The sequence below is a fragment of the Pannonibacter phragmitetus genome (assembly GCF_050510895.1).
GTDB lineage: Bacteria > Pseudomonadota > Alphaproteobacteria > Rhizobiales > Stappiaceae > Pannonibacter > Pannonibacter phragmitetus_B.
Genome location: NZ_JBNINT010000001.1, coordinates 1,663,561 through 1,686,984, shown reverse-complemented (window position 1 = coordinate 1,686,984; position 23,424 = coordinate 1,663,561). Strand labels below are relative to the sequence as shown.

The following is a 23,424-nucleotide window of genomic DNA, read 5'->3' as shown; positions in this document are numbered from 1 at the left end:
ATCACGCGGTCCGAAGGCGCCGCCACGACAGCGCGATCGCGAATGAGCCAGGAAGCGTGATGGCCAACAACGCCAAGAAAACGAGATGGCCACCATCGCGGATGCCGTCGAACACACCCGACAGCGTGGTCAAGACCACGAGGACCCCGCCGAAGATGAGAGATGCCCAATTGGCGGCCGGCCGGTCGAACAGCGCCAGCAGAGCTGGGATCACCCACGCACCATAGAAGGCCGAGATCACCCATACTTGCGCGGCGGTAAAATTGAGCGGAGGCATCGCCCCATGCGCCACGGCAAAGACGTTCAAGTAGGAGAAAGTCTGGATCGTGCCGTAGATTGTCACGCCAACCGCTGTGATAAGCCAAGCGAGCGGAATTCGGCTTTGTCTCTTTTCGTCCATCTCAGGTCCATCCATCCACAATCTCATTCGGGGCGGCGCCCCACGCAGGCGGAAGCCTTGCCACCGACGATAGATGGATAGATAGATCTGCGAATGGCGTCATTGCGCAATGCAGACATTATATGTTTCAATTCGGCCAAATTGAACGCCGCAGCGAGGCCCCCATGCATCTGGATCTCCGTGGAGATTGGTCTTCGTATGTCGATGAGGTCCCGCGCGATCTCGTCGCGGTCAATGGTGCCGGCAGCCTGGAGAGCATGGAGCGATCAAAGCGTCACAGTCATGAAAAGGCGCAGCTGCTCTATTCCGCCCGCGGCGTCATCAACTGCGAGGTTGACGACGGCGTCTGGATCGTGCCCCCACAGTGCGCCATCTGGATTCCTGGCAGTTTACCGCATGCCGCGTTCGGTTCGGGCGAGGTGGAGTGCATCTGCCTTTTTATTGCGCCGGATGCGGCTGCAAACCTGCCGGTCAAATGTTGCACAATCGCGGTTTCGGGTTTGCTGCGGCATCTGATGATGAGGGCGAGCGAACTTCCTGAGCGCTACGAAATCGACGGCCCGGACGGTCGTGTCGTTTCTGTCCTTCTCGATGAACTGGCCAAGGCCCCAGTCGAGGAACTCTGCCTTCCGATCCCTTCCGATCCGCGCCTGAAACATCTCGCCGGGCTCCTCGTCTCGTCGCCGGCGGATCACGCGACCGTTGCGGAGTGGGCCTGCCGCGTCGCGCTCAGCGAGCGCAGTCTCAGCCGCATGTTGATGGAGGAGATCGGCATGAGTTTCGGCCGCTGGCGTCGCCAGTTACACGTCATCCTCGCCATTCGGAGGCTGAGCGCCGGCCAGACGGTTCAGACCGTCGCACTCGACCTCGGCTACGAGAGCGCCAGCAGTTTCGTGACCATGTTTCGCAAAATGGTCGGCAAGCCGCCCAGCCGCTATCTCCTGGAACGGCAGAAGGCCGTTCCTATCCCGCGTTAAGACCCGCCGCCGAAGTCACGCTATTGCCGCCGCTAGTATCCCTCATTCCCACTCGATCGTACCGGGGGCTTGGAGGTGATGTCGTAGGTGACGCGGTTGATGCCTTCGACCTCGTTAATGATGCGGGTCGCGGTTTCGCCGAGGAATTCGTGGGTGAAGGGGTAGTAATCCGCCGTCATCCCGTCCACGGAAGTCACCGCGCGCAGGGCGCAGGCGTAGTCGTAGGTACGGCCATCGCCCATCACGCCGACGGTGCGCACCGGCAGAATGGCGACGAAGGCCTGCCAGATCTCGTCATAAAGACCGTGCTTGCGGATCTGGTCGATATAGACCGCATCCGCCTTGCGCAGGATTTCCAGCTTGGCGCGGGTGATCTCGCCGGGGCAGCGGATGGCAAGGCCGGGTCCGGGGAACGGGTGGCGGCCGATGAACTTTGCCGGAAGGCCGAGCTCGCGGCCGAGGGCGCGCACTTCGTCCTTGAAGAGCTCGCGCAGCGGCTCGACCAGCTTGAGGCCCATCTTTTCCGGCAGGCCACCCACATTGTGGTGGCTCTTGATCGTCACCGACGGGCCGCCGGAGAAGCTGACGCTTTCGATCACGTCCGGATAGAGCGTGCCCTGGGCCAGGAATTCGGCACCATCAATGCTGTTGGCGTGTTTCTGGAACACATCAATGAACAGCTTGCCGATGGTCTTGCGCTTCACTTCCGGGTCGGTGACGCCTTCCAGCGCGCCAAGGAACAGCTCCTGCTCATCTGCGTGGATAAGCGGGATGTTGTAATTGTCGCGGAACATGGTGACGACTTCTTCGGCCTCGCCCTGCCGCAGCAGGCCGTGGTCAACGAAGACGCAGGTGAGCTGGTCGCCAATCGCCTCATGAATGAGAACGGCTGCCACCGAGCTGTCAACGCCGCCGGAAAGGCCGCAAATGACCTTCTTGTCACCCACCTGTGCACGGATCTTGGCAATGGCCTCGGCGCGGTACGCACCCATGGTCCAGTCGCCCTTGAACCCGGCAAGGCTTACGAAATTCTCGTAAAGCGTCCGGCCGTTCGGCGTGTGATGCACTTCCGGATGGAACTGCACCGCATAGAAATGCCGCTCCGGATCGGCGGTGATCGCAAAAGGTGCGTTGGGCGAGGTGCCGTAGACCTGGAAACCCGGAGCAATGCGGCTGACGTGGTCGCCGTGGCTCATCCACACCTGCTCGCGTCCTTCCGCAAACCATCCAGAGATGAAGGCATCGCTCTGATCGGACGGGGTCACATAGGCGCGGCCGAATTCTGCCGTACCGCCACCACCAGAAATCTTGCCGCCATCCACCTGGCCGCCCAGATCCTGCATCATCACCTGCTGGCCATAGCAGATTCCAAGGATCGGCACACCGAGGGTGTAGACCGTTTTCGGCGGCCGGGGCGAACCCTCGCGAGTGACCGAATCCGGTCCGCCGGAGAAGATCACCGCCTTCGGCTTGAAAGCCGCCAGAAAGTCATCCGTGACGTTCTGATAGGGATGGATTTCGCAATAGACATTCAGCTCGCGCAGACGCCGGGCGATGAGCTGCGTCACCTGGGAGCCGAAGTCGATGATGAGAAGACGATCGTGCTGGGTCATGAGCAGCTTCTAGCGGGTCAGAGGGTGGATTTGAACCGGAATCTTGTGCCTTGCAAAGCTTTTGTGAAGGGCAGCCGCCGGCCCTGTCACGCCCTTTGATATGGCAGCAGCGAGAAGTCCGGCGTCAGGCGTTTTCCTTTGTCTGGAGAGCCCCCAGAAGGCTGGCAAGCCGGATGCGGTCCGGCGTGCCAAGCCCCTTCATGATCTCAGCCTCCAGCGGCACCAGACGGGCGTTTATTTCATCTGCAAGGTCACGGCCCGCCTTGGTGGGCTTCAGCACCACGAGGCGGCGGTCCTGCCGGTTTTCGCTCTTCTTCAGGAACTTGCGGTCAGTGAGGCGCATGGCAGCGCGGCTGATGGCCACCGCATCGAGCCCGGTCTTCGCACCAAGATCACGCACCGAACCTTCACCCGCCTCGATCAGCGCAGCCAGAACAAGCCATTCGGCCAGGGCCAATGCATGCTGGGTCTGCAGCGCCTTGACGAGGCGGCGTTCCACGAGACGAGCGGCAGAAATGATCTTCAGCGGCAGAAAATTGTCGAGGCCCGTCTCCGGCACCGTGTCGAAAAGACTGACCTGACCGCCAGCCTGCGCCGCCGCCGGCTTGGCTGCGGATTTGGCTCTGGGCTCTTTGCCGCCTGACTGTTTCATGTTCCATGCCCTTCCGGCGCAGGCCGCAGGTCCTTTTGAAGATCCGTCCAGCGGCCGATGGCGCAGCCACAGAAGACCCTAAAAGGCGCTTCCCAAGCTTGCAGGCCGCCCGCTTAAAACAATTTCAGTTCATCTGAAAAGGCTTTGCAGCCAGACCACCCAATCTCCTCCACAGAATTTGCGAGTACCGCATTTCACGCGGGCGGCGGCAGCCACTCGCCGGATGCACAGCCGAAAGCCGCGTCGTGGCGCGACAGCGGGCGGACAGGCAGGCCTCCAAAGTCCCAAAATGCGAAGGAAAAGGCCTGTCCTGACCCCGATCCGCCTTTTGACCGCCTCAGAGTGAGTGCTTAGACTATGCGCAGCTCATGCTCTTTGATTCTGATGCGGAACGCATGGGGGTCAGGGGCAGAAACAGGAATGGCACGCAAACAGGGGCCAAATGGCGGCAATGCCGCTCAGGGCTCCGGAAATGGTCGTCTGACATGACGGATGCGGAGGACACCCGGCTGAAGGAAGCAACAGCCACCGGCGGCGGAGCCGGCGGACGGGAACCTGTGTCTGCAAACTCATCATCCTCAAGTGCGCAAGCCGACGCAGCTGGCCTTGGCCCGATCAGCGCCAGCAGCATAGAGAGCGCTCACCGGCTGGCGCGGCGCCTGTTGCGTGAGGGCCAGTTCGAAGAAGCCGCCACTCACCTGCGCAAGATCGTATTTGCCGAACCGGCAAACACGCGGGCACGGGCGAGCTTGGGTAACTGCCAGCTGATGACCGGCGATCTCGTCAATGCCGAAGCCTCTTTCCGCACGGTACTGGAAACCGACCCGAAGGATCAGAACGCACTTTACGGCCTTGCCACGCTGCTTTTGCGGCGCGATGCCTATGACGAAGCGGCCATTCATGCGGCCAAGCTGGTCGAAGTTCTGCCGGACAGCGCGGCTGCGCTGTCACTGCTGGCCGAAACCGGCTCGCAGGATGCGCGCCCTGGTGCTGCCATCGCCAACTACCGCCATGCCCTGCGGTTTGATCCCGATTATCAGCCTGCGCTGCTTGGGCTTGCCAATCTGCTGCTGAAGCGCAACCGGTTTGATGAAGCGCGGGAACTTGCCGAGCGCGCCGCAATGGGCGGCGCAGGCCCGGTGGAAGCTCTTGTCGTTCTGGGCGACGTCATGTCTGCGCAGGGTGAGCTGGTCGGAGCAAGGCGTGCCTATGAGGCAGCCCTTGGCCGGGATGCGCAGCATCATGCCGCACGGGTCAAGCTCAGCTCTCTGGCCCGCCGTGCCGGTGACATCAAGATGGCCCTTCGGCAGGCAGATGATGCCTGGACCGACGCCCCCGATTTCCGAGAGGCAGGCAATGCCGTGGGCGCGGCCCTAGCGGCGCTGGGCGAGCGGCAGGCAGCCCGTGAGGTGCTGACCAGCGTCGCCAATGGAAGGCAGGCACCCGACTGGGTGCGCCATGTCATCGAAACCCACCGCAAGGTGGACATGCCGTCGGTCGACTGGGTGGCCAGCGAGGAAGCTCTCCACGCGGCAAAGGCCAGCAAGACAGCCGCCATGGCCGCACTGACCGCTGCCGCAGAGGCTGACAAGGCCGCCGCCATGGCCCGCGCAGCTGCCACCAAGGCGATGGCAAAAGGCGCTGTCATGGCAGCAAGCGCGGAACCTGATATTGATCCTTTGCCAGCTCACGAAAGTGATGAGCCAGAAAATAAACTTGCAGCGGAAGAGGATTTTGCCGGCAAAGATGGCACCGGAACCAACCTTGCGGTTAGCGCGGACGATACGGACGAAGCATCCGCGGTGATCCCGTCCGCCGATGACGCGGCAGCGGCGGACAATGCGACATTGGAGACCGGCAGCGGCGGGCAGGAAAGCCCGCGTTCAGATCCTGCAGCTGGGGAAGAGGCTGAACTGCCCTCCCCTGTAACTCAGGCAGGATCTTCAGCGGACTGCGAACCGGAGCTTGAACTTGAGTTCGGCCCCGAACCCCGGCCTGCGGCTGAGACGAAAGCCACGGCAGACGAAACGGACCAGATCGCGGCCGATGCAGCTCAATCCGGCAGCGGGGCGCCCGTGCTTTCGGACGGTGAGAAGCAGCCGGATGACCCGGCTGCGGAAGAGACGGCTGATAGCAGTACGGGCACATCGACGGATGCGGATGAGCCGCAGGTCTCCTCAGATGAAGGCTCCGAAGCCGAGCTGGTCTACGAGGCGGAACCGGATGACAGCTGGACCGACGGGGATGATCTCCACGACCTCAACCGTCTCGACGGCGGCAAGACCTGACATTTGATCACATTGCATTCCTGAAACGACAAGAGCCGCCTGCGGGGTCACCGCAGGCGGCTCTTGTTTTCATTCGGGCGCTTCAGATTAGTGCCAGCGAGAAGGCCGGAACGAAGGTGACGAGAAGCAGCGCCACCAGAAGCGTAGCCAGGAAGATCCAGCCGTCGCGCATGAAATCAACCAGTTTGGCGCCTGTCAGATTGCATACCATCAGCAGAACAGTTCCGACCGGCGGCGTCAGGGTGCCGATGGAGAGGTTGAGGATCATGACAATGCCGAAATGCACCGGATCAATGCCGAGCTGAAGCACGACGGGCTTGAGCAGCGGCACGAGGATGATCATCAGCGCCGTGCCCTCCACAAACATGCCGAGGATGAGCAGCAGCACGTTGACGGCAATCAGGAAGGCCCAGGGGTCCGTCGTCATGCTGGTGATGATTTCGGCCATGGCAACACCGGCCCGCTCCACGGAGAAAATCCAGGCAAGAGCAGATGATGTCATGATGACCAGCAGGATCGAGGCCGTCTGGCGGCCCGTTTCGGCAAAGGCCTGCCCCACATCCGAGAGCTTCATTTCGCGGTAGATCAGGAAGCCGATGGCGAGCGTGAAAATGGTTGCCACGGCGCCAGCTTCCGTCGGCGTGAAGATCGACAGGCGGATGCCGCCAACGATCACCAGCACGAGGAAGATGGCGGGCCAGGCTCCGATCAGGGTTGTCTTCGTCTCGGCGGCAGTGGGCCAGCTTTCGCGCGAAGGCTTCAGCCCCTTGCTGCGGGCGTTGATCCAGACGGCCATGATCAGCAAGGCGGCGCAGAGAATGCCCGGAATGATCCCGGCCGTGAACATGGAGCCAATCGAGACATCAGCCACCAGTGCATAAATGATCAGCGCGATGCCGGGCGGAATGATCGGGGTGATCAGCGAGCCGCAAGCTGTGATGGCAGCCGCAGCACCGGCACTGTAGCCCTGCTTGCGCATCTCCGGCACAAGAATGCGGCACATCATGGCGGCATCAGCAAGGTTCGAGGCTGAGATGCCGCCCATCAGCGTGGAGAGCATGACATTGGTGTGGCCGAGGCCACCAGTCAGGCGCCCGACCATCAGATCCGCCAGCTTCATCAACCGCCCGGCAATGCCGGTGGTGCCCAGAAGCGTTCCGAGCAGCACGAAGAAGGGAATTGCCAGCAGCGAGGGGTTTTGCGTCGGCGCGATGATCCGCTGCACGGAGATCTGAAGAGGCACCGTGGAGAAGAACACGAAATAGGCGACCACAGCCGCGAACATGGCGAGATAGATGCGCATGTTCAGGGCAAACAGCGCGAACATGAGAGCAATGATGATGAACCAGGTCATGGACGTCTTTCTGAACGCGAATACGTGGCCGTCAGGAAGGAATGTGAAGGCGGAAGATCAAGCCTTGTGCTCGGGCGCAGCCGGTGCGTTTGCCGCAGCATCCGGCCGGTAAAGGCGCCAGACCATGACGAGAGCAGTGCCTCCAGCGCCGATGACGATGGCCAGATCCAGCCAGAACCAGGAAACGCCGAGGATCTGCGTCTTCTTGAAAGCCGTCGCCTTGGCCAGTGCCCAGCCCTGCCAGGACATGAAGGCCAGCAGGCCCACGGAGGCCAGATTGACAACGAAAACCATCAGGCGGCGCGGCAGCCCCTTCATCGCATTTTCCAGAAGATCAATGGTCAGGTGCTGCCGGTTCGCCTCGCAGGAAATCGCGCCAACCATGACGATCCAGATCATCAGAATGCCCGAGACTTCCTCGGTCCAGGCAAAGGGCACGCCAAATATGTAGCGGGCGAGAACGGCAACAGCGGTCATCAGAACGAGGATGCCGACGCAAACCGCTCCGAAGGCGGAAGTGAGACGGAAAATGAGGGACATGACAGTCTCCGCGAAGAGGGAGGACCGGCCGCTCCGGAAAGCGGCCGGTCACGACGATCACTTGGCGAGTTCTGCCTGGATCTTCTCATAGAGGCCCGGCGTCCACTCCGGGAACTGGGTGTAGAAGGGCAAGGTCTTCTCGCGGAAGGCTGCCACGTCCGGCTGAGTAACGTTCACGCCCGCAGCCTTCATCTCGGAGAGAATGCGCTCTTCTTCCTGAGCCGCGATTTCCTGGCTGTAGAGGCCAGCCTCAAAGCCGGTCTTGTGCAGCAGTTCGAGGACCTGCGGGTCGAGGGTCGAGAAGAACTCTTCACCGCCCAGCCAAAGAGAGGTATTGGTGAGATAGCCGATCATCGAAAGTTCCTTGGCCGGCTCATAGAGCTTCTGGCCGTAGAGCACCGGCAGCGGGTTCTCAACGCCGTCGATCACGCCCTGTGTCAGCGCCGGATAGACTTCGCCCAGCGGCATCGGCGTCGGGGTCGCGCCCATCAGCTCGATGGCCTTGATCTGCATCGGGTTGTTCGGGACGCGGATCTTCAGGCCCTTCATGTCTTCCGGCTTTTCAACCTTCCTGGTCGCCAGCAGCTGGCGCGTGCCATAGAGGTAGTTCGGGATGACGATGTGAATGCCCTTGGCGCGCAGCTCCTGATCCTTCTGCTTGAACCAGTCGCTCTCGTAGATCTTCAGCAACTGCTGCGGATTGTCGGCGAGATATGGTCCGAACAGGATGCCCAGATCCGGATCGAAGTCGGTGAGGAAGCCGGCGTCGGCGATGGTCACCACGTTCACACCCAGCATGGCCTGCTCGATCACGTCCTTCTTCGCGCCCAGCTGCGAAGACGGGAACAGCTCCAGAGCCACCTTGCCGCCGGAAGCTTCCTTCACAAGGTCGGCCCAGCGATGCATCACCTTGTCGACCGGCTCACCCGGATTGTTCTCATAGGCAACCTTGACGACCACTTCCTGAGCGGCAACCGGCAGGACGGCCGCCACGCCCATGAGCGCGGCCAGCGCGAGCGATTTCAATTTCATTACAAATCCTCCACTAGGGATAAAGTCAGACGGGATCACCCGTCTGTTTTGCGAGGGCCGCGAAGACGGCACCCGAATAGTCGAAATGAGTGTTGAGACTGTCCATGAGCCCTGCGGCATCCCGGTCGCGCAGCTTGGCGATGATGGCCTGATGCTGCGCATGGGACTCGACCGTCTGTGCGGAACGGGACTTTCCCACCTCCATGTAGAAGCGCAGCGGCACCGACAGCACCCGGTACATGCGGATCAACACCGTGTTTCCGGTCGCCTCGACCATGGCCATGTGAAAGTCATAGTCGTGCCCGGCCGCTTCCGACACGGTCAAGGCCTGGCGCATGCGCTCGTTGGCCTCGGTCATCTGGTCGAGATGACTTTCGGTCACGCCAATCGCGGCCAGAGGCGCCGCCCCGGTCTCCACGATGCGGCGGAAGTTGAGGACGTCTTCCAGAGTCTTGGCGGAGTTGTCGAAATGCTGGGCGAAGACGGAAAAGATCGGATCGAAGTCCGGCTTGCGCACCTTGGCGCCGCGCCGTGTCTTCTCGATGAGGCCAAAGGCTTCGAGGTGGATCATGGTCTCGCGCACCGTGTTGCGCGCTACCCCGAAACGCTCTGCCAGATCCCGCTCGTTCGGCAGCAGATCCCCGACCTGCATGCGCTCCACGATCTCCCGCCGTAAAACCTCGCGAATGTCCTCGACTGCTGAAAGTCCTGCCATGGCCTCCCCTCCGCTGGCTTTTGGTCCTATGGTTGGACCAAACTCGGCGCTATGGATTCACCGGGGCGATCCGGTTGTCAAGCCTTGTCAGACAAGCCGGTTGCAGATTCTCGGCCAGGCCTTCACATAGTGGTGCCGTCTTCCGGCCAGATAACCGAGGCCATCAGCGTACGCCGGGCGGTAGCCAGATGGATATCAAGCGCAGTCTGCGCGCGCTCTGCATCGCCGGCCTGAACCGCTTCGATAATGGCTCGATGCTCAGAGATTGCAGCGCGGTTGCGGTGCCGTTCGTCACGCTTGTTCCAGCGGTAGTGGAAGTGCACGATGATCGAGATCGTGCGGCTGAAATCGATGATGAACCGGTTGCCGGAAGAGGCGCAAAGCAGCTGATGAAACCGCGCATCAAGCTGTGGAAAGGCATCCAGCCCCTCATCGGGCCCAGCAGCCAAAGCCTCATGAGCCAGCGCGAGCTCCTGTAATTCGCCTGCCCGCTCCCCGCCCGGTCCGCAAACTTTCATCATACCGGTCAACGCTCTGCGCTCGAACATCTCGCGCACGGTGAACATTTCTTCGGCAAAGCTGCGGGTGAAGCCCTTCAGCACCCAATGACGGTTCGGCTGCTTCTCAATCAGTCCAAAGGGCTCGAAACGGATCAGGAACTCGCGCACGGATGCCACATTCACCCCGAACCGGCGGGCGAGCCCCGCCTCACTCAGCACCGTGTTGGGGCGCGGATCGCCGCGAAGCACCCAATCCAGAAATTGGGTCTCCACATGGGCCTGATGGGAGAGGGTTTCCGATTCCTCGAACCAGTCGGCAGGTTCCGGCAGACGGCGCAGCGTCTTCTCGCGCCCGTCCCAGTCGAGAATCCCGGCTTCGGCCAGATGCGCCAGAACCGCGCGAACAGTGGTCCGGCTCACGGTGAGCACCTCTGCCAGCTCTGCCTCCGAACCAAGCCTTGCGCCGGGCGCCATCTGCTGCAAGCGCTCCAGCATGAGATTCACATGCAGTTTGAATAGGTTGCGGTTGCGCGCCATGCGAAGCCTGTTGTTTTCAACCGGGATCAACCGGATTCAGTTTGACGGAAACGGATCTTTTTCAATAAAAAACCGTACGCGATGCAAGCGCAGAGTTCAAGAAAACCGGAATCCGTCCATGTCCATGATGAAGACCCTCGTATGTGCCGAGCCAGGCAAGTTCGAACAGACCCAGCGTCCGAGGCCCGAGGCAAAGCCCGGCCACGTGCGGGTGAAGATCGGCCACATCGGCATCTGCGGCACGGATTACCACATCTACGGCGGCCATCAGCCTTTCCTCGCCTATCCGCGCGTCATGGGCCACGAGCTTTCCGGCACGGCAGAGGAAGCCTCCTCTGATGGCCGGATTGCCAAGGGCGATCTCGTCGTGGTGAACCCCTACATCACCTGCGGCAAGTGCCATGCCTGCACGATCGGCAAGCCCAACTGCTGCGAGGCCATCGCCGTGCTTGGCGTCCACACGGATGGCGGTATGTGCGAGGAAATCGTGGTTCCCGAGGGCAACCTCTACCCGGCGGAAGGGCTCTCGCCCAAGGCTGCGGCCATGGTCGAGTTTCTGGCGATCGGTGCCCATGGCGTGCGCCGGGGCAGCGTGAAGCGCGGCATGAGCGCGCTGATCGTTGGCGCAGGCCCCATCGGCCTTGGCGCTGCGATCTTTGCAGCCATTGAAGGCGCAGACGTGACCCTGCGCGACACGTCACAGTCGCGGCTGGATCTCGCCCGCAAGGCCCTGCCCTCTGCCCGCTACGAACTGGTGGGACAGGAAACGCCGGGTGCCTATGACGTGGTGTTCGATGCCACCGGCAACATCAAGGCCATGAACGCAGGGCTCTCCCATGTCGCCCATGGCGGCGCCTATGTGCTGCTGTCCGTGGTCAAGGGCGATCTGGTCTTTGCCGATCCCGAGTTCCACAAGCGCGAGACGACGCTTTTCGCCAGCCGGAACGCGCTGAAAGAAGACTTCGAGCACGTGATTGCCAAGATCCGCAGCAGCGAGGTTCCGGTGGATACCCTGGCAACCCACGAGACAAGCTTCGAGGACGCCGTGACCAACCTGCCGCTCTGGGCAGAAGACCGTGGCACGCTGATCAAGGCCATCATCACGGTCTGACTTAAATATTTCCGCGCCGGATCAGTCTTGCGATCCGGCGCGCCGCTTCCGGCACGGGCTCGATGATGGGCACGGAAAAATGCCCCGCCAAAGCACGCGCAGCAACGGCCAGCGGCCCGCCGCCAATGACAATCGCCTCGGCTGCATCTTCCGCAATGGCGAGGCGGATGGCCTCTGCCAGAGCCGCTTCCAGACGTTCCGGGTCTGCCATCACCTGATGCACATCGCCCGCCGTCAACCGCACGGAGGTGAGGCTGTCACCAAGACCATAGACCGCGGCCCGTGCCTTGATCGGGACAGCCAGATCCGGTGTCGTCGTCACCACGCAGAACCGCCGCCCGCCCTCAGCTGCTGCCAGCATGCCCGCTTCGGCGATGCCGGTGACAGGAACCGGAAGAACGGCACGCAAGGCGTCCAGCCCAGGGTCGCCGAAAGCAGCCGTGATGACGCCGGAAATCCCCTCCGGCAGATGCTCCGCCAGCGCCGCCACATGCCCTGCTGCTTCAGCCAGAGCCTTTGGCTCCGTGATCACCGGTGGCCCTTTGGCGACGGTCACTGGCAGAAATTCGACCTCCGGCACCGCCTCTGCCGCAAGCCGCACCATGGCAAGCGTCGTCGCCACAGTGGTATTTGGGTTGATCAGCGCCACGCGCGGCTTCATTTCTGCGACCTCACGCGGCTGACATGCGGCGGGCGAAATCCAGGATCATCTCCTCCCCGCCCCTTGCCGCCACCAGCGACAAACCAACGGGTGCGCCGTCCACTCTGGCACCGGGAAGCGTCAGCTCCGGCAGGCCGCTGAGGCCGGCAATGCAGGTGATGGGCATGGTGGCCCGGCGGTAAAGCTCCAGATCCGCCTGGCTGGCATCACGCAAGGGCGCTGGGCCGGGTGCAGTTGGAAGAAGCAGGATCACACCGCCGGAAAGCGCCTCATCCATGGCAGCGCGGATGGCAGAACGGTCACGGGCAACCTTGACAAACGTTTCTTCCGAAACGGCTTTGGCCGCCGCCAACCGCTCGCCGACACCGGGACCGAATTCCGGCTGCTCCTCCTCAATCCATGCCCCCAGCGCGCCCCAAGCCTCATAGGCCTGATGCAGGCGGAATGTCTCGAACCAGTCGATCTCGCCGTAAAGCGGGATGGCATGTGTAAGAGCTGGCCCCAGCAAGCTTTCAGCCCGGGAAATACCCGGCGCAAGAGCGCTGCGCATTGCAGGATCCAGCGTGGCCCAAATGGTGTCCGGCATCCATAGCCGCGCAGGGGCCGGTGTATTATCTGCCTCAATGCCGAAGACGGCGCTGATCCGTAGCATCAGATCAAGGTCACGGGCGAACCAGCCCGGCACATCAAAGCTGGGTGCAAGCGGCTTCAGCCCCGTCCCATCAACGCGGCCATGGCCGGGGCGCAGGCCGTAGAGCCCGCAGAAGGATGCGGGAATGCGCACCGAGCCGCCCGTATCGCTGCCAAGCGCGAAATCCACGAGGCCTGCGGCCACCGCAGAGGCCGATCCGGATGACGATCCGCCCGGCACCCGCAGCGGAGCGGCGCTGTTCAGCGGCGTGCCCGTGTGGGCATTGCTGCCGATCATACTGTAGGCAAGCTCATCCATCTTCGTGAAGCCTGCCAGTGCTCCCCCGCATCCAGCACCGTTTGCAGCGATGGTGCCGTCACCATGTCCGGCGCGTGGCTGGCCTTCCAGGCCGGGCTGCCATTGCCCGCAATACGGCCCGCGAAGGCGTAATTATCCTTGGCGGCAAAAGTCAGCCCGCTGAGCACGCCTTGGGCTGTTACCAGAGGAGCATCCAGAACCTCGACAAAAGCTTCGGCTGTATCATTGATCATGAAATCATCCTTCTCACGAAGTCAGGTCTATTCCGGCACGCCGCGCCGCGCCCTGAATATGAGCAGCCATGGCGCGGCAGGCGGCATCCGCGTCCAGCCGGTCCACCGCATCCATAATGGCGAGATGCTCTGCTGCCGTCTCTACCATGCTTTCCATCCGCACCATGGGCACCCACTGGCTGCTCTGGAACTCCCGTGCCATCATGCGGTGCATGGACTGGAAGATGCGGTTACCGCAGGCCTCAACGATGAGATCGTGGAACAGGGTGTCCTGCTCAGCAGCTTCGACACTGCGGCCCGTGCGGGCAGCTGCCATCAACGCCTCGACAGAGCGCCACAGCCGCCATTTCAGATCTCCGGTCAGGGCAGGCATGGCTAAACGCAGCACCTGCGGCTCCATCGCCATGCGGAATTGATAGGTTTCCTCAAGCGTGTAGCCGGTGCCGTGCGCCCAAAGATCCGCCGGCTGAAGGCCGGAAGCCGCGGCGACAAACAAACCGCGCCGCTGTTCGACACGAACCAGCCCCAGCGCTTCGAGCATGGAAATCGCCTCGCGCACCGAAGGCCGGGACGCCCCCAGAATGCCAGCCAGATCGCGCTGGGATGGCAGGGCATCGCCCTCTTCCAGCCCCTCCTCCGCAATCATCGCCTGTATCGCCCGGGCGACACGCGCCGGAACGGAGGCGGAGACGTCATCCTCCGGCAGCGCCAGCGTGCCGTCTGCGTCATGTGGTGAAAGACTGATCATATCTGCCTAAATCTTCGCCTTGCATCAAAAATGCGCTGTTCCTACGCTCATCTGGTCAGACCAGAAGGATTTGGTAACGCACGAAAACCTGACCTTCAAGTCAAAAAATGAAATGACTTTCGAACATTTCCAGAATGGCAAGTTCTTAAAAGTCATTCGACAAAAAACATATCAAACCTCTCAGAGAAGGATGACATTGATGGCGTTGAAGACATTCCGAAGCGCAGCACTTGCGGCCCTTTCGCTTGCCGCCCTTGCCGGCACGTCAATGCATGCTTTGGCAGCAGGAACGCTGCGCATCGGCATGACGGCATCCGATATTCCTCTCACCACAGGACAGGTCGATCAGGGCGGCGAAGGCATGCGCTTCATCGGCTACACGGTTTATGACTCGCTGGTCGAGTGGGACCTGTCGAGCGCAGACAAGCCGTCGGGCCTGACGCCGGGCCTTGCCACCGAATGGAGCGTTGATCCGGCCGACACCACCAAGTGGACCTTCAAGATCCGTCAGGGCGTCAAGTTCCACGATGGCTCGGACTTCACTGCCCATGACGTGGTTTGGAACCTCGACAAGCTGCTGAAGACGGATGCCGAACAGTATGACCCGCGCCAGGCCGCGCAGGGCAAGTCGCGCATTCCGGCAGTCGCCACCTATCGCGCCGTTGATGATTTCACTCTGGAAGTCGTGACCAAGGCGCCGGATGCCACGCTGCCCTACCAGCTCGCCTGGATCTTCATGAGCTCCAAGGCAAACTGGGAAGCCAAGGGCAAGAACTGGGAAGAGGTTGCCAAGGCACCGTCGGGCACCGGACCGTGGAAGCTCGCAAGCTTCGTCCCGCGTGAACGTGCAGAACTCGTTCCCAACAGCGGCTACTGGGATGAAGCGCGCATCCCGAAGCTCGACAAGATGGTCCTTCTGCCCCTGCCTGAGCCCAATGCCCGCACCGCAGCGCTGCTCTCCGGTCAGGTGGACTGGATCGAGGCTCCTGCCCCGGACACGATCCCGGCCATCAAGGCGCAGGGCATGACCATTACATCCAACGCCTATCCGCACAACTGGACCTGGCACCTCTCGCGCGTGGAAGGCTCGCCGTGGAATGACATCAATGTCCGCAAGGCAGCAAACCTTGCCATCGACCGTGAAGGCCTGTCCGAACTTCTGGGCGGGTTGATGATCCCGGCCAAGGGCTTCGTGCCGCCTTCCAACCAGTGGTTCGGCAAACCCACTTTTGACGTGAAGTATGACCCGGAAGAGGCCAAGCGCCTGCTGGCGGAAGCCGGCTACGGCCCGGACAAGCCGCTGAAGGTGAAGGCTCTGATCTCGCCATCCGGTTCCGGCCAGATGCTGCCGCTGCCCATGAATGAGTACATCCAGCAGAGCCTTGCGGAAGTGGGCATCGAGGTGGAGTTCATGGTGGTGGAATGGAACCAGATGATCAACCTGTGGCGCGCCGGTGCCAAGGACCCGAGCGTCGAGGGCTCCCAGTCGATCAACTTCACCTACTTCATTCAGGACCCGTTCACTGGCTTCCTGCGGCACCTGAGCTGCGACCTTGTGGCGCCGAACGGCACCAACTGGGGCCACTACTGCGATCCGGAGATGGAAGACCTGTTCAAGCAGATCAAGACCACCTTCGACCCGGAGAAGCAAGATGAGGTGATCCGCAAGACCCACGAGAAGTTCGTCAATGACGCGCTGTTCCTGATGGTCACGCACGATGTTGCCCCGCGCGCCATGACGGGCAAGGTGAAGGGCTTCGTGCAGCCGCAGAACTGGTACCTGAACTTCTCCTCCATCACGATGGAATAAGGCTCTCTGCCCGGCGGGGCTTTCTCCGCCGGGCAGTCCCTCCCGAGCATACCCCACGATCCCGGCCGCAAGAGCCGGGGCGCAAAAGACACCGGTTTCCAGAGAAGAGCGGCCACCGCCCATGTTCATCTATCTTCTGCGCCGTCTGATCTATGTGCTGCCGGTTGCCATCGGCGTCAGCCTGATCTGCTTCCTGCTCGTGCATATCGCCCCCGGCGATCCGCTGACGGCCATCATGCCTGTTGACGCGACACAGGAAGAACAGACAGCCATGCGCTCGGCCTACGGGCTCGACAAGCCCTTGCCCGTTCAATACGCCATCTGGGTCGGTAAGGTCGTGACCGGCGACCTCGGCAAGTCCATCGCCACGGGCCGTCCGGTGGCTGAGGAAGTATTCGGCGCGGTCCAGAACTCGTTGCTGCTCGCGCTGATGGCAAGCCTCATCGCCTTCCCGATTGGCATGACGCTTGGTTTTCTTGCTGGATACTGGCGTGGCACTGTCTTTGACCGGCTGGTGACGGGGGCCGCCATCACAGGCGTCTCCGTGCCGAACTACTGGCTCGGCATCGTGCTGGTGATCATCTTCTCGGTTCAGCTTGGCTGGCTTCCAGCCATGGGCGCAGGGCCCGGCGGCTCTGGCGAGTGGGTCTGGGACTTCGAGCACTTCAAGTATCTGATCCTGCCATCCGTCACCCTCTCTGTCGTGCCCATCGGGCTGGTGGCCCGCACGGTGCGTGCGCTGGTGGGTGACATTCTGACGATGGATTTCGTGCAAGCGCTCTACGCCAAGGGCATGCGCCACCGCGAGGTGCTGCGCCACGTACTGTGGAATGCCGCTCCCACCGCCCTGTCAGTCATGGGCCTGCAACTCGGCTATCTGCTGGGCGGCTCGATCCTGATCGAGACTGTGTTCAACTGGCCCGGCTCTGGTTTCCTCCTGTCCAACGCAATCTTCCAGCGTGATCTGCCGCTCCTGCAGGGCACGATCCTGGTGCTCGCCATGTTCTTCGTCACCATGAACCTCCTCGTCGATGTGGCACAGGCCGCCATCGACCCGCGCATCAAGAGGGCCTGAGCCATGAGCGTTACAAGCCCCGCTACGATCACCGCCCCCGTGGTGCAATCCGCCCCCGGCTACTGGTCCGGCGTCACGCGCCGTTTCCTGCGCGACCGGCTGGCCGTGATCTGCCTCATCATTCTGGCGGCGCTCGTTTTTGCTGCCATCTTTGCCCCTTATCTGGGCCTCGCCGATCCTTACAAGGCCAGCATGATCCGCCGCCTGAAACCCATAGGCTTCGACGGCCATCCACTGGGCACCGACGAACAGGGCCGCGACATGCTCGCCCGGCTTATCTACGGCGGGCGTCTTACACTCTTTGTCGGACTGATGCCGGTCGTCTTCGCCTTCTTCATCGGCTCAGCATTAGGCATCATTGCGGGCTATGCGGGCGGCTGGCTCAACACGGTGATCATGCGCACCGTCGACATCTTCTTCGCCTTTCCGTCCGTGCTTCTCGCCATCGCCATTTCCAGCGCGCTGGGCGCCGGCATCGTCAACAGTCTGGTGTCGCTCACCATCGTCTTCATCCCGCCCATCGCCCGCGTTGCCGAAAGCGCAACAGCAAGCGTGCGCTCGCTCGACTATATCGATGCGGCAAGAGCGAGTGGCGGCGGGGCGCTGACCATCATCCGCGCCCATGTGATCAGCAACGTCATCGGCCCAATCTTTGTCTATGCCACCAGTCTCACCAGCGTGTGCATGATCCTCGCCGCAGGCCTCTCCTTCCTCGGCATCGGCGTGCGCCCGCCCGAGCCGGAATGGGGCCTGATGCTCAACACGCTGCGCACGGCGATCTACGTAAACCCTTACGTCGCTGCACTGCCCGGCCTGATGATCTTCGCCACCTCCCTGTGCCTCAACCTGCTCAGCGACGGTCTGCGCAGCGCCATGAACGTCAAGGATTGAGGAGCAAGCCAATGACAGCCACCAAAGCCTTGAACGCAGACGCAGTTGCACAAACCGAAGATCGCGGCGGTCCGGCGCAGCCTCTGCTGATGGCGCAGAACCTTACCAAACACTTCCCCATCCGCTCCGGCCTTCTCAACCGGCGGACCGGCACCGTGCATGCGGTGGACGATGTTTCATTCCATGTGAAAAAGGGAGACGCTTGGCATCGTCGGTGAATCCGGCTGTGGCAAGTCCACCACAGCACGCCTCTTGATCGGCCTCATCCCGCATGATGCCGGGCAGATCATCTTCGACGGCGAGGCGCTGGGCGCGGAACTGGCGCTGAAGGACCTGCGGCGCGGCGTGCAGATGGTGTTTCAGGACAGCTACGCCTCACTCAACCCGCGCCTCACCATTCTCGACTCCATCGCCTTCGGCCCGAAGCTGCATGGCATGGACGACCCGGAGGGCCGTGCCCGCCGGCTTATGGAGAAGGTAGGCCTTGATCCAGCCCGCTTTGCTCACCGCTATCCGCACGAACTGTCCGGCGGGCAGCGCCAGCGCATCAACATCGCTCGTGCGCTCGCCATGGCACCGCGCCTCGTCATCCTGGATGAGGCTGTCTCCGCCCTCGACAAATCCGTGGAAGCGCAGGTGCTTAACCTGCTGAACGACCTCAAGGCAGAGCTTGGCCTCACCTACGTCTTCATTTCTCATGATCTGAATGTGGTGCGCTACATTTCCGACCGGGTGATGGTGATGTATCTGGGCGAGGTGGTGGAAATCGGCCCCGCTGAGAGCATCTACGAGCGGCAGGCTCACCCCTACACCGCCTCGCTCTTTGCTGCGATGCCCTCCATGGACCCGGACAACCGCACCATGGAACCGCCGCTCGCAGGCGATCCGCCCAACCCGATCAACCCGCCTACCGGCTGCCGTTTCCACACCCGCTGCCGCTTTGCCGAAAGCGTCTGCGCCTCGGCGAAACCGGCGCTTGCCACCCTTCCCGGAGCGGAAGACCACATGGCCGCCTGCCACATGCTGGAGCCCGCCTCCGGCCACAGCCTTGCCCTGAAGGAGGCCGCGGAATGACGAGCACAGCGACTGGCACAGCGAATGGCACAATGACCTCTGCCGCCCCCTGATGGAATTCGACAACCTCACCGTCCGTTTCAAGGGCGAACGCACGGTTCATGCCATCAACGGCGTCAGCCTCAGTATGCAGCAGGGCGAAACCCTAGGGCTTCTGGGGAGTCCGGCTCCGGCAAAAGTGTGACGCTGAAAACGCTGCTGCGCTTGCTGCCGCCCCGCCGCACCGAAATCGAAGGCAGCGTGCGGGTGAACGGCACCGACGTGATGAAGCTGCAGGGCCCGGCCCTCTCGGCGTTCCGGGGCAGCGAGGTGTCCATGGTGTTCCAGGAGCCGGCTCTGGCGCTCGATCCGGTCTTTACCATCGGCGACCAGATCGCCGAAACCGTGATGCGCCACAAGGGCGTGAGCAAGCTGGCAGCCATGGATGTGGCGCTGGACATGCTCACCCGTGTGCGCATCCCCTCGCCCGAGCGGCGGCTGAAGAACTATCCGCATGAGATGTCCGGCGGCATGCGCCAGCGCGCCATGATCGCGCTCGCGCTCGCCTGCCGCCCCAAGCTGCTGCTGGCCGACGAGCCGACCACCGCCCTTGATGCCACCGTGCAGATCCAGATCCTGCTGCTGCTGCGCGAATTGCAGAAGGAATTCGGCATGGGCGTCATCTTCGTCACCCACGACATTGGCGTTGCCATCGAAGTGTCGGACCGGATCGCCGTCATGTATGCAGGCAATATCGTGGAAATGGGTCCGGCGCGCGAGATCATCCGCAACCCGCAGCATCCCTACACGCGCGGCCTGCTGGCAGCCAACCTGCATGACGTGGTGAAGGGCCAGCGGCTCGACGCCATCCCCGGCTCCCCACCCGCGCTGGAAACGAAGCCCGTTTCCTGCTCCTTCGCTCCGCGCTGCGCCTTTGCAACCGATGTCTGCCGCAATCAGAAACCGGAGCTTGCCCCGGCCAGTGGCCAGCCCACCCACGTCTCCGCCTGCTTCCATCCACAAGCGGCCAACGTGGCAGCGTGAGAAGCAGCAACACCCCCAAACCGTCCCCGCCTTGTGCGGGGACCGTCAAGCGTAGCTACTGCGCATTTCCCATGATCAGATCAGTCATTTCAAAACGGATGACATCAACGAGACCGAGGTCGGAAATGCGCAGTTCCGGGATTACGACCAGCGCCAGCAGCGAGTGCTGCATGTAGGCATTGTTGAGGGTGCAGCCGCAGGCGGCCATGGCTTCCACCATCGCCGCAGCCTTGGCCGCAACATCCACGGCGGGGCTGTCGGACATGAGACCGGCAATGGGTAGTTCCACCAGCGCCAGTTCCTCGCCGTCCTTCCAGACGGTGACACCGCCACCCACTTCGCCCAGCCGGTCGGCGGCCTTCGCCATCATCTCGCGGCTGGTGCCAACGACGATCATGTGATGGCTGTCATGGGCAACGGTGGAGGCAATCGCCATCTCTCCCGTGTAGCCAAAGCCGGAGACAAAGCCGTTGACCACCTTGCCCGTGGCGCGGTGCCGCTCCACCAGCGCAATCTGGCAAACCTCCCCTTCGGCTTCCACCAGCCCGCCAGAGACGGGCAGTTCCGCCGTGAGCGCCTTGGTGGGCGCCTGATTTTCGACAACGCCGATGACGCGGGCTTTTACCGCATTGGCCCCGGCAGGCGCGGGAATGGCGAAATCCGCTGCCTCAAGCACCTTGCCAAGCCGCACTGTCTCACGGGCGCTTTGCGGCCAGTCGTAATGCGGGCAGTCCGCCAGCAGCTTCCCGCCCTGCGCGACCAGAACGCCCCGGGCATAAACATCCTCAATGGGCAGATCGGTGAGACTGGATGTGAGGATCACATCCGCGCGCCGCCCCGGCGCAATGGAGCCCAGCTCCCGCTCCAGCCCGAAGTGGGAAGCCGTGTTGATCGTTGCCATCTGCAGCGCGATCACCGGATCGCAGCCGCAGGCGATGGCATGGCGAACCACCCGGTTCATGTGGCCATCGTTCACCAGCGTGCCAGAGTGGCAATCATCGGTGCACAAGATAAAGTTGCGCGGGTCGAGCCCCTTCTGCGTCACCGCCGTAATCTGGCTTTCCACGTCATACCAGGCCGAGCCCAGCCTCATCATGGAGCGCATGCCCTGCCGCACGCGGGCGATGGCATCGGATTCCGCCGTGCCCTCGTGATCGTCCGCCGCACCACCCGCCACATAGGCATGGAAGGGAATGCCCCGGTCGGGGCTGGCATAGTGGCCGCCAACCGTCTTGCCTGCGGCCATGGTCGCGGCCATTTCGGCCAGCATCTGCGGATCGCCGTTGATGACACCGGGATAGTTCATCATCTCGCCTAGACCGATGATGCCCGGCCAGCTCATGGCCTCGGCCACATCTTCAGCGGAGATCTCGAAGCCCGTCGTCTCCAGCCCCGGCGCAGACGGCGCGCAGGAGGGCATCTGCGTGAACATGTTGATTGGCTGCAGCAGCGATTCGTCATGCATCATCTTCACGCCCGCCAGCCCCAGCACATTGGCGATCTCGTGCGGATCATGGAAGATCGTAGTGGTGCCGTGGGGAATGACAGCGGCAGCGAACTCCGCTGGTGTCAGCATGCCGCTTTCCACATGCATGTGGCCATCGAGCAGCCCCGGGATGAGAAAACGCCCTTCCGCCTCAACCACCCTCGTGCCTTCGCCGATACAGTGCGAGGCATCAGGGCCCACATAGGCAAAGCGGCCTTCACTGATCGCCACCTGCCAGCCATTCAGGATTTCGCGGCTCTGCACGTTGACGAGGCGCCCGCCCCGGATGACGAGATCCGCAGGCGCCCGCCCGGCTGCCACCGCGACGAGCTTCGGGGCAGTTTCGGCCCAGGATTTGAAGGTCGGCAGGCTCATGGCGGAAAACTCCTGAAAGAACTGACTGTTGCACCATGGTTCGGTGCGGCGCTCCGGCTGTCAAGCCACAGTCCGGAGCAAGAAACAACCGCCAATTGATCTGGAGCAAGGCCGCCGCCTCCTCATCGCTGCCATTCTCCATTGTGAACCGCCGCCTTGAAGCATCCGATCCAGTCGGCACACCGCACTTTTGCCGGAAGGAGACACCATGTCTGCGAAGATGAAGGCAGCCGTCGTAAGGGCCTTTGGCGCCCCGCTCGACATCAGCGAAGTCCTGAAGCCGGAAGCAACGGCTGGCAAGATTGTCGTCAAGATGATGGCGAGCGGCGTCTGCCATACCGACCTTCACGCCGCCGAGGGCGACTGGCCGGTGAAGCCCAATCCACCATTCATTCCGGGCCATGAAGGCGTCGGCTTCGTCTGCGAGGTCGGCTCCGGCGTCAAGGGCGTGAAGGAAGGCGACCGGGTGGGCGTGCCGTGGCTGCATTCGGCCTGCGGCCATTGCAAGCACTGCATGGGCGGCTGGGAAACCCTGTGCCACGACCAGCACAACACCGGCTACAGCGTTAACGGTGGCTTTGCCGAATATGTGCTGGCCGATCCGGACTATGTCGGCCACCTGCCCGATGGTCTCGAATTCGCTCCCGCAGCGCCCGTACTCTGCGCCGGCGTCACGGTCTACAAGGGCCTTAAGGAAACCGAGTCGAAACCTGGTGAAACCGTGGTCATCGTCGGAGTCGGCGGGCTCGGCCACATGGCTGTGCAATATGCCCGTGCCATGGGCATGAAGGTGGTTGCCGTCGATATCAGCGACGACAAGCTGAAGCTCGCCAGCAGCCTTGGCGCAGATCTGACGATCAATGCGCTGACGACCGACCCAGTGGCTGAAGTGCAGAAGCTTGGCGGCGCGGAAGGCGTGCTCGTTACCGCCGTGTCCACCAAGTCCTTTGCGCAAGGCTTCGGCATGCTGGCCCGGCGCGGCACCATGGCGCTGTGCGGCCTGCCCCTGGAGACTTCCCGCTGCCGATCTTCGACACGGTGCTCAACCGCAAGACCATTCGCGGCTCCATCGTCGGCACGCGCAATGACCTTGCCGAGTCCCTCGCCTTTGCCGCCGATGGCAAGGTGAAGGCCCACTACGCCATGGACAAGCTCGACAACATCAACGCGATCTTTGACAAGATGCGTGCCGGACAGATCGACGGCCGAATTGTCATGGACATTTCCTGAAGACCCCAACCTTCAGGAGATCCCTCCGGCCGCGGGGCCGGTGCATGAAGAACAGGCTGCGGTTGTCTCACGGCAACAAGCTGCCTATAGTTCGGTGTGCACCGGGGCCGGAGGGTTTCTTTCTTCAAACAAGGCTGCGGTGCGCCTTCA

General features: G+C 62.3%; 18 protein-coding genes and 4 pseudogenes. 9 read left to right on the top strand and 13 right to left on the bottom strand.

Annotated features, from left to right (window positions below; genetic code table 11):
- Position 1 precedes the first annotated feature (1 nt).
- Positions 2-400, bottom strand: coding sequence for a hypothetical protein (locus ACQB61_RS07940; protein ID WP_430512193.1), 399 nt, complete (start codon positions 398-400; stop codon positions 2-4).
- Positions 401-522: 122 nt separating this feature from the next.
- Here ACQB61_RS07940 and ACQB61_RS07935 point away from each other — a divergent pair, with 122 nt between their 5' ends.
- The gene (locus tag ACQB61_RS07935; RefSeq protein WP_430512192.1) at positions 523-1,377 is read left to right on the top strand and encodes an AraC family transcriptional regulator; all 855 of its coding nucleotides are present in this window, start codon (positions 523-525) and stop codon (positions 1,375-1,377) included.
- A gap of 42 nt (positions 1,378-1,419) precedes the next feature.
- Here the strand turns inward: ACQB61_RS07935 and guaA are convergent.
- Together guaA and ACQB61_RS07925 are read right to left on the bottom strand one after the other, a co-directional pair.
- Positions 1,420-2,990 (bottom strand): annotated as a pseudogene (gene guaA, locus ACQB61_RS07930) (glutamine-hydrolyzing GMP synthase).
- Positions 2,991-3,114: 124 nt separating this feature from the next.
- Positions 3,115-3,642, bottom strand: coding sequence for a MarR family winged helix-turn-helix transcriptional regulator (locus ACQB61_RS07925; protein WP_430512191.1), 528 nt, complete (start codon positions 3,640-3,642; stop codon positions 3,115-3,117).
- Between the two features lie 485 nt (positions 3,643-4,127).
- Between ACQB61_RS07925 and ACQB61_RS07920 the strand changes: the two genes are divergently transcribed.
- On the top strand, positions 4,128-5,930 hold the full coding sequence (locus ACQB61_RS07920; RefSeq protein ID WP_430512190.1) for a tetratricopeptide repeat protein: 1,803 nt from the start codon (positions 4,128-4,130) through the stop codon (positions 5,928-5,930).
- Positions 5,931-6,012: 82 nt separating this feature from the next.
- Here the strand turns inward: ACQB61_RS07920 and ACQB61_RS07915 are convergent, their stop codons facing one another.
- The 5 genes from ACQB61_RS07915 to ACQB61_RS07895 form a co-directional block, all read right to left on the bottom strand.
- Positions 6,013-7,284 carry a TRAP transporter large permease gene (locus tag ACQB61_RS07915; RefSeq protein WP_430512189.1) on the bottom strand — a complete coding sequence of 424 codons (1,272 nt, stop codon included), beginning with the start codon at positions 7,282-7,284 and terminating at the stop codon, positions 6,013-6,015.
- Positions 7,285-7,341: 57 nt separating this feature from the next.
- Positions 7,342-7,824: a TRAP transporter small permease gene (locus ACQB61_RS07910; RefSeq protein ID WP_430512188.1), complete on the bottom strand. Its 483-nt coding sequence runs from the start codon at positions 7,822-7,824 to the stop codon at positions 7,342-7,344.
- A 57-nt stretch (positions 7,825-7,881) separates the two neighbouring features.
- Positions 7,882-8,856: a C4-dicarboxylate TRAP transporter substrate-binding protein gene (locus tag ACQB61_RS07905; protein WP_430512187.1), complete on the bottom strand. Its 975-nt coding sequence runs from the start codon at positions 8,854-8,856 to the stop codon at positions 7,882-7,884.
- A 25-nt stretch (positions 8,857-8,881) separates the two neighbouring features.
- Entirely contained in the window at positions 8,882-9,571 is a 690-nt protein-coding gene (locus ACQB61_RS07900; protein WP_430512186.1) for a FadR/GntR family transcriptional regulator, read from the bottom strand.
- A 122-nt stretch (positions 9,572-9,693) separates the two neighbouring features.
- Positions 9,694-10,608, bottom strand: a complete 915-nt coding sequence (locus tag ACQB61_RS07895) for an FCD domain-containing protein (protein WP_430512185.1) — start codon at positions 10,606-10,608, stop codon at positions 9,694-9,696.
- A 127-nt stretch (positions 10,609-10,735) separates the two neighbouring features.
- On the opposite strand from ACQB61_RS07895, the gene ACQB61_RS07890 reads away from it, so the two are divergent.
- A complete protein-coding gene (locus tag ACQB61_RS07890) occupies positions 10,736-11,719 on the top strand; it encodes a zinc-binding alcohol dehydrogenase family protein (RefSeq protein WP_430514324.1) in 984 nt (327 codons plus the stop codon).
- A 1-nt stretch (position 11,720) separates the two neighbouring features.
- Here the strand turns inward: ACQB61_RS07890 and ACQB61_RS07885 are convergent, their stop codons facing one another.
- The 4 genes from ACQB61_RS07885 to ACQB61_RS07870 are packed head-to-tail and all read right to left on the bottom strand — an operon-like array spanning position 11,721 to position 14,310.
- Complete coding sequence (locus ACQB61_RS07885; protein ID WP_430512184.1) at positions 11,721-12,380, bottom strand: aspartate/glutamate racemase family protein; 660 nt, start codon at positions 12,378-12,380, stop codon at positions 11,721-11,723.
- 10 nt (positions 12,381-12,390) lie between these two features.
- Positions 12,391-13,329 (bottom strand): amidase family protein, encoded by a 939-nt coding sequence (locus tag ACQB61_RS07880; protein WP_430512183.1) that lies wholly within the window; start codon positions 13,327-13,329, stop codon positions 12,391-12,393.
- Positions 13,305-13,562: a hypothetical protein gene (locus ACQB61_RS07875; RefSeq protein WP_430512182.1), complete on the bottom strand. Its 258-nt coding sequence runs from the start codon at positions 13,560-13,562 to the stop codon at positions 13,305-13,307. The genes ACQB61_RS07880 and ACQB61_RS07875 overlap by 25 nt, the downstream gene beginning before the upstream one ends.
- 13 nt (positions 13,563-13,575) lie before the next feature.
- Entirely contained in the window at positions 13,576-14,310 is a 735-nt protein-coding gene (locus tag ACQB61_RS07870; RefSeq protein WP_430512181.1) for a FadR/GntR family transcriptional regulator, read from the bottom strand.
- A 199-nt stretch (positions 14,311-14,509) separates the two neighbouring features.
- On the opposite strand from ACQB61_RS07870, the gene ACQB61_RS07865 reads away from it, so the two are divergent.
- From ACQB61_RS07865 to ACQB61_RS07845, 5 genes and pseudogenes are all read left to right on the top strand, one after another.
- Complete coding sequence (locus ACQB61_RS07865; protein WP_430512180.1) at positions 14,510-16,120, top strand: ABC transporter substrate-binding protein; 1,611 nt, start codon at positions 14,510-14,512, stop codon at positions 16,118-16,120.
- Positions 16,121-16,241: 121 nt separating this feature from the next.
- A complete protein-coding gene (locus tag ACQB61_RS07860; RefSeq protein WP_430512179.1) occupies positions 16,242-17,195 on the top strand; it encodes an ABC transporter permease in 954 nt (317 codons plus the stop codon).
- 3 nt (positions 17,196-17,198) lie between these two features.
- On the top strand, positions 17,199-18,086 hold the full coding sequence (locus ACQB61_RS07855; protein WP_430512178.1) for an ABC transporter permease: 888 nt from the start codon (positions 17,199-17,201) through the stop codon (positions 18,084-18,086).
- A gap of 11 nt (positions 18,087-18,097) precedes the next feature.
- Positions 18,098-19,160: pseudogene (locus ACQB61_RS07850) on the top strand (ABC transporter ATP-binding protein).
- 52 nt (positions 19,161-19,212) lie between these two features.
- Positions 19,213-20,183, top strand: a pseudogene (locus tag ACQB61_RS07845) (ABC transporter ATP-binding protein).
- 55 nt (positions 20,184-20,238) lie between these two features.
- Here ACQB61_RS07845 and ACQB61_RS07840 read toward each other — a convergent pair.
- Entirely contained in the window at positions 20,239-22,044 is a 1,806-nt protein-coding gene (locus tag ACQB61_RS07840; RefSeq protein WP_430512177.1) for an adenine deaminase, read from the bottom strand.
- A gap of 208 nt (positions 22,045-22,252) precedes the next feature.
- Between ACQB61_RS07840 and ACQB61_RS07835 the strand changes: the two are divergent.
- A pseudogene (locus tag ACQB61_RS07835) lies at positions 22,253-23,274 on the top strand (zinc-dependent alcohol dehydrogenase).
- Positions 23,275-23,424 lie beyond the last annotated feature (150 nt).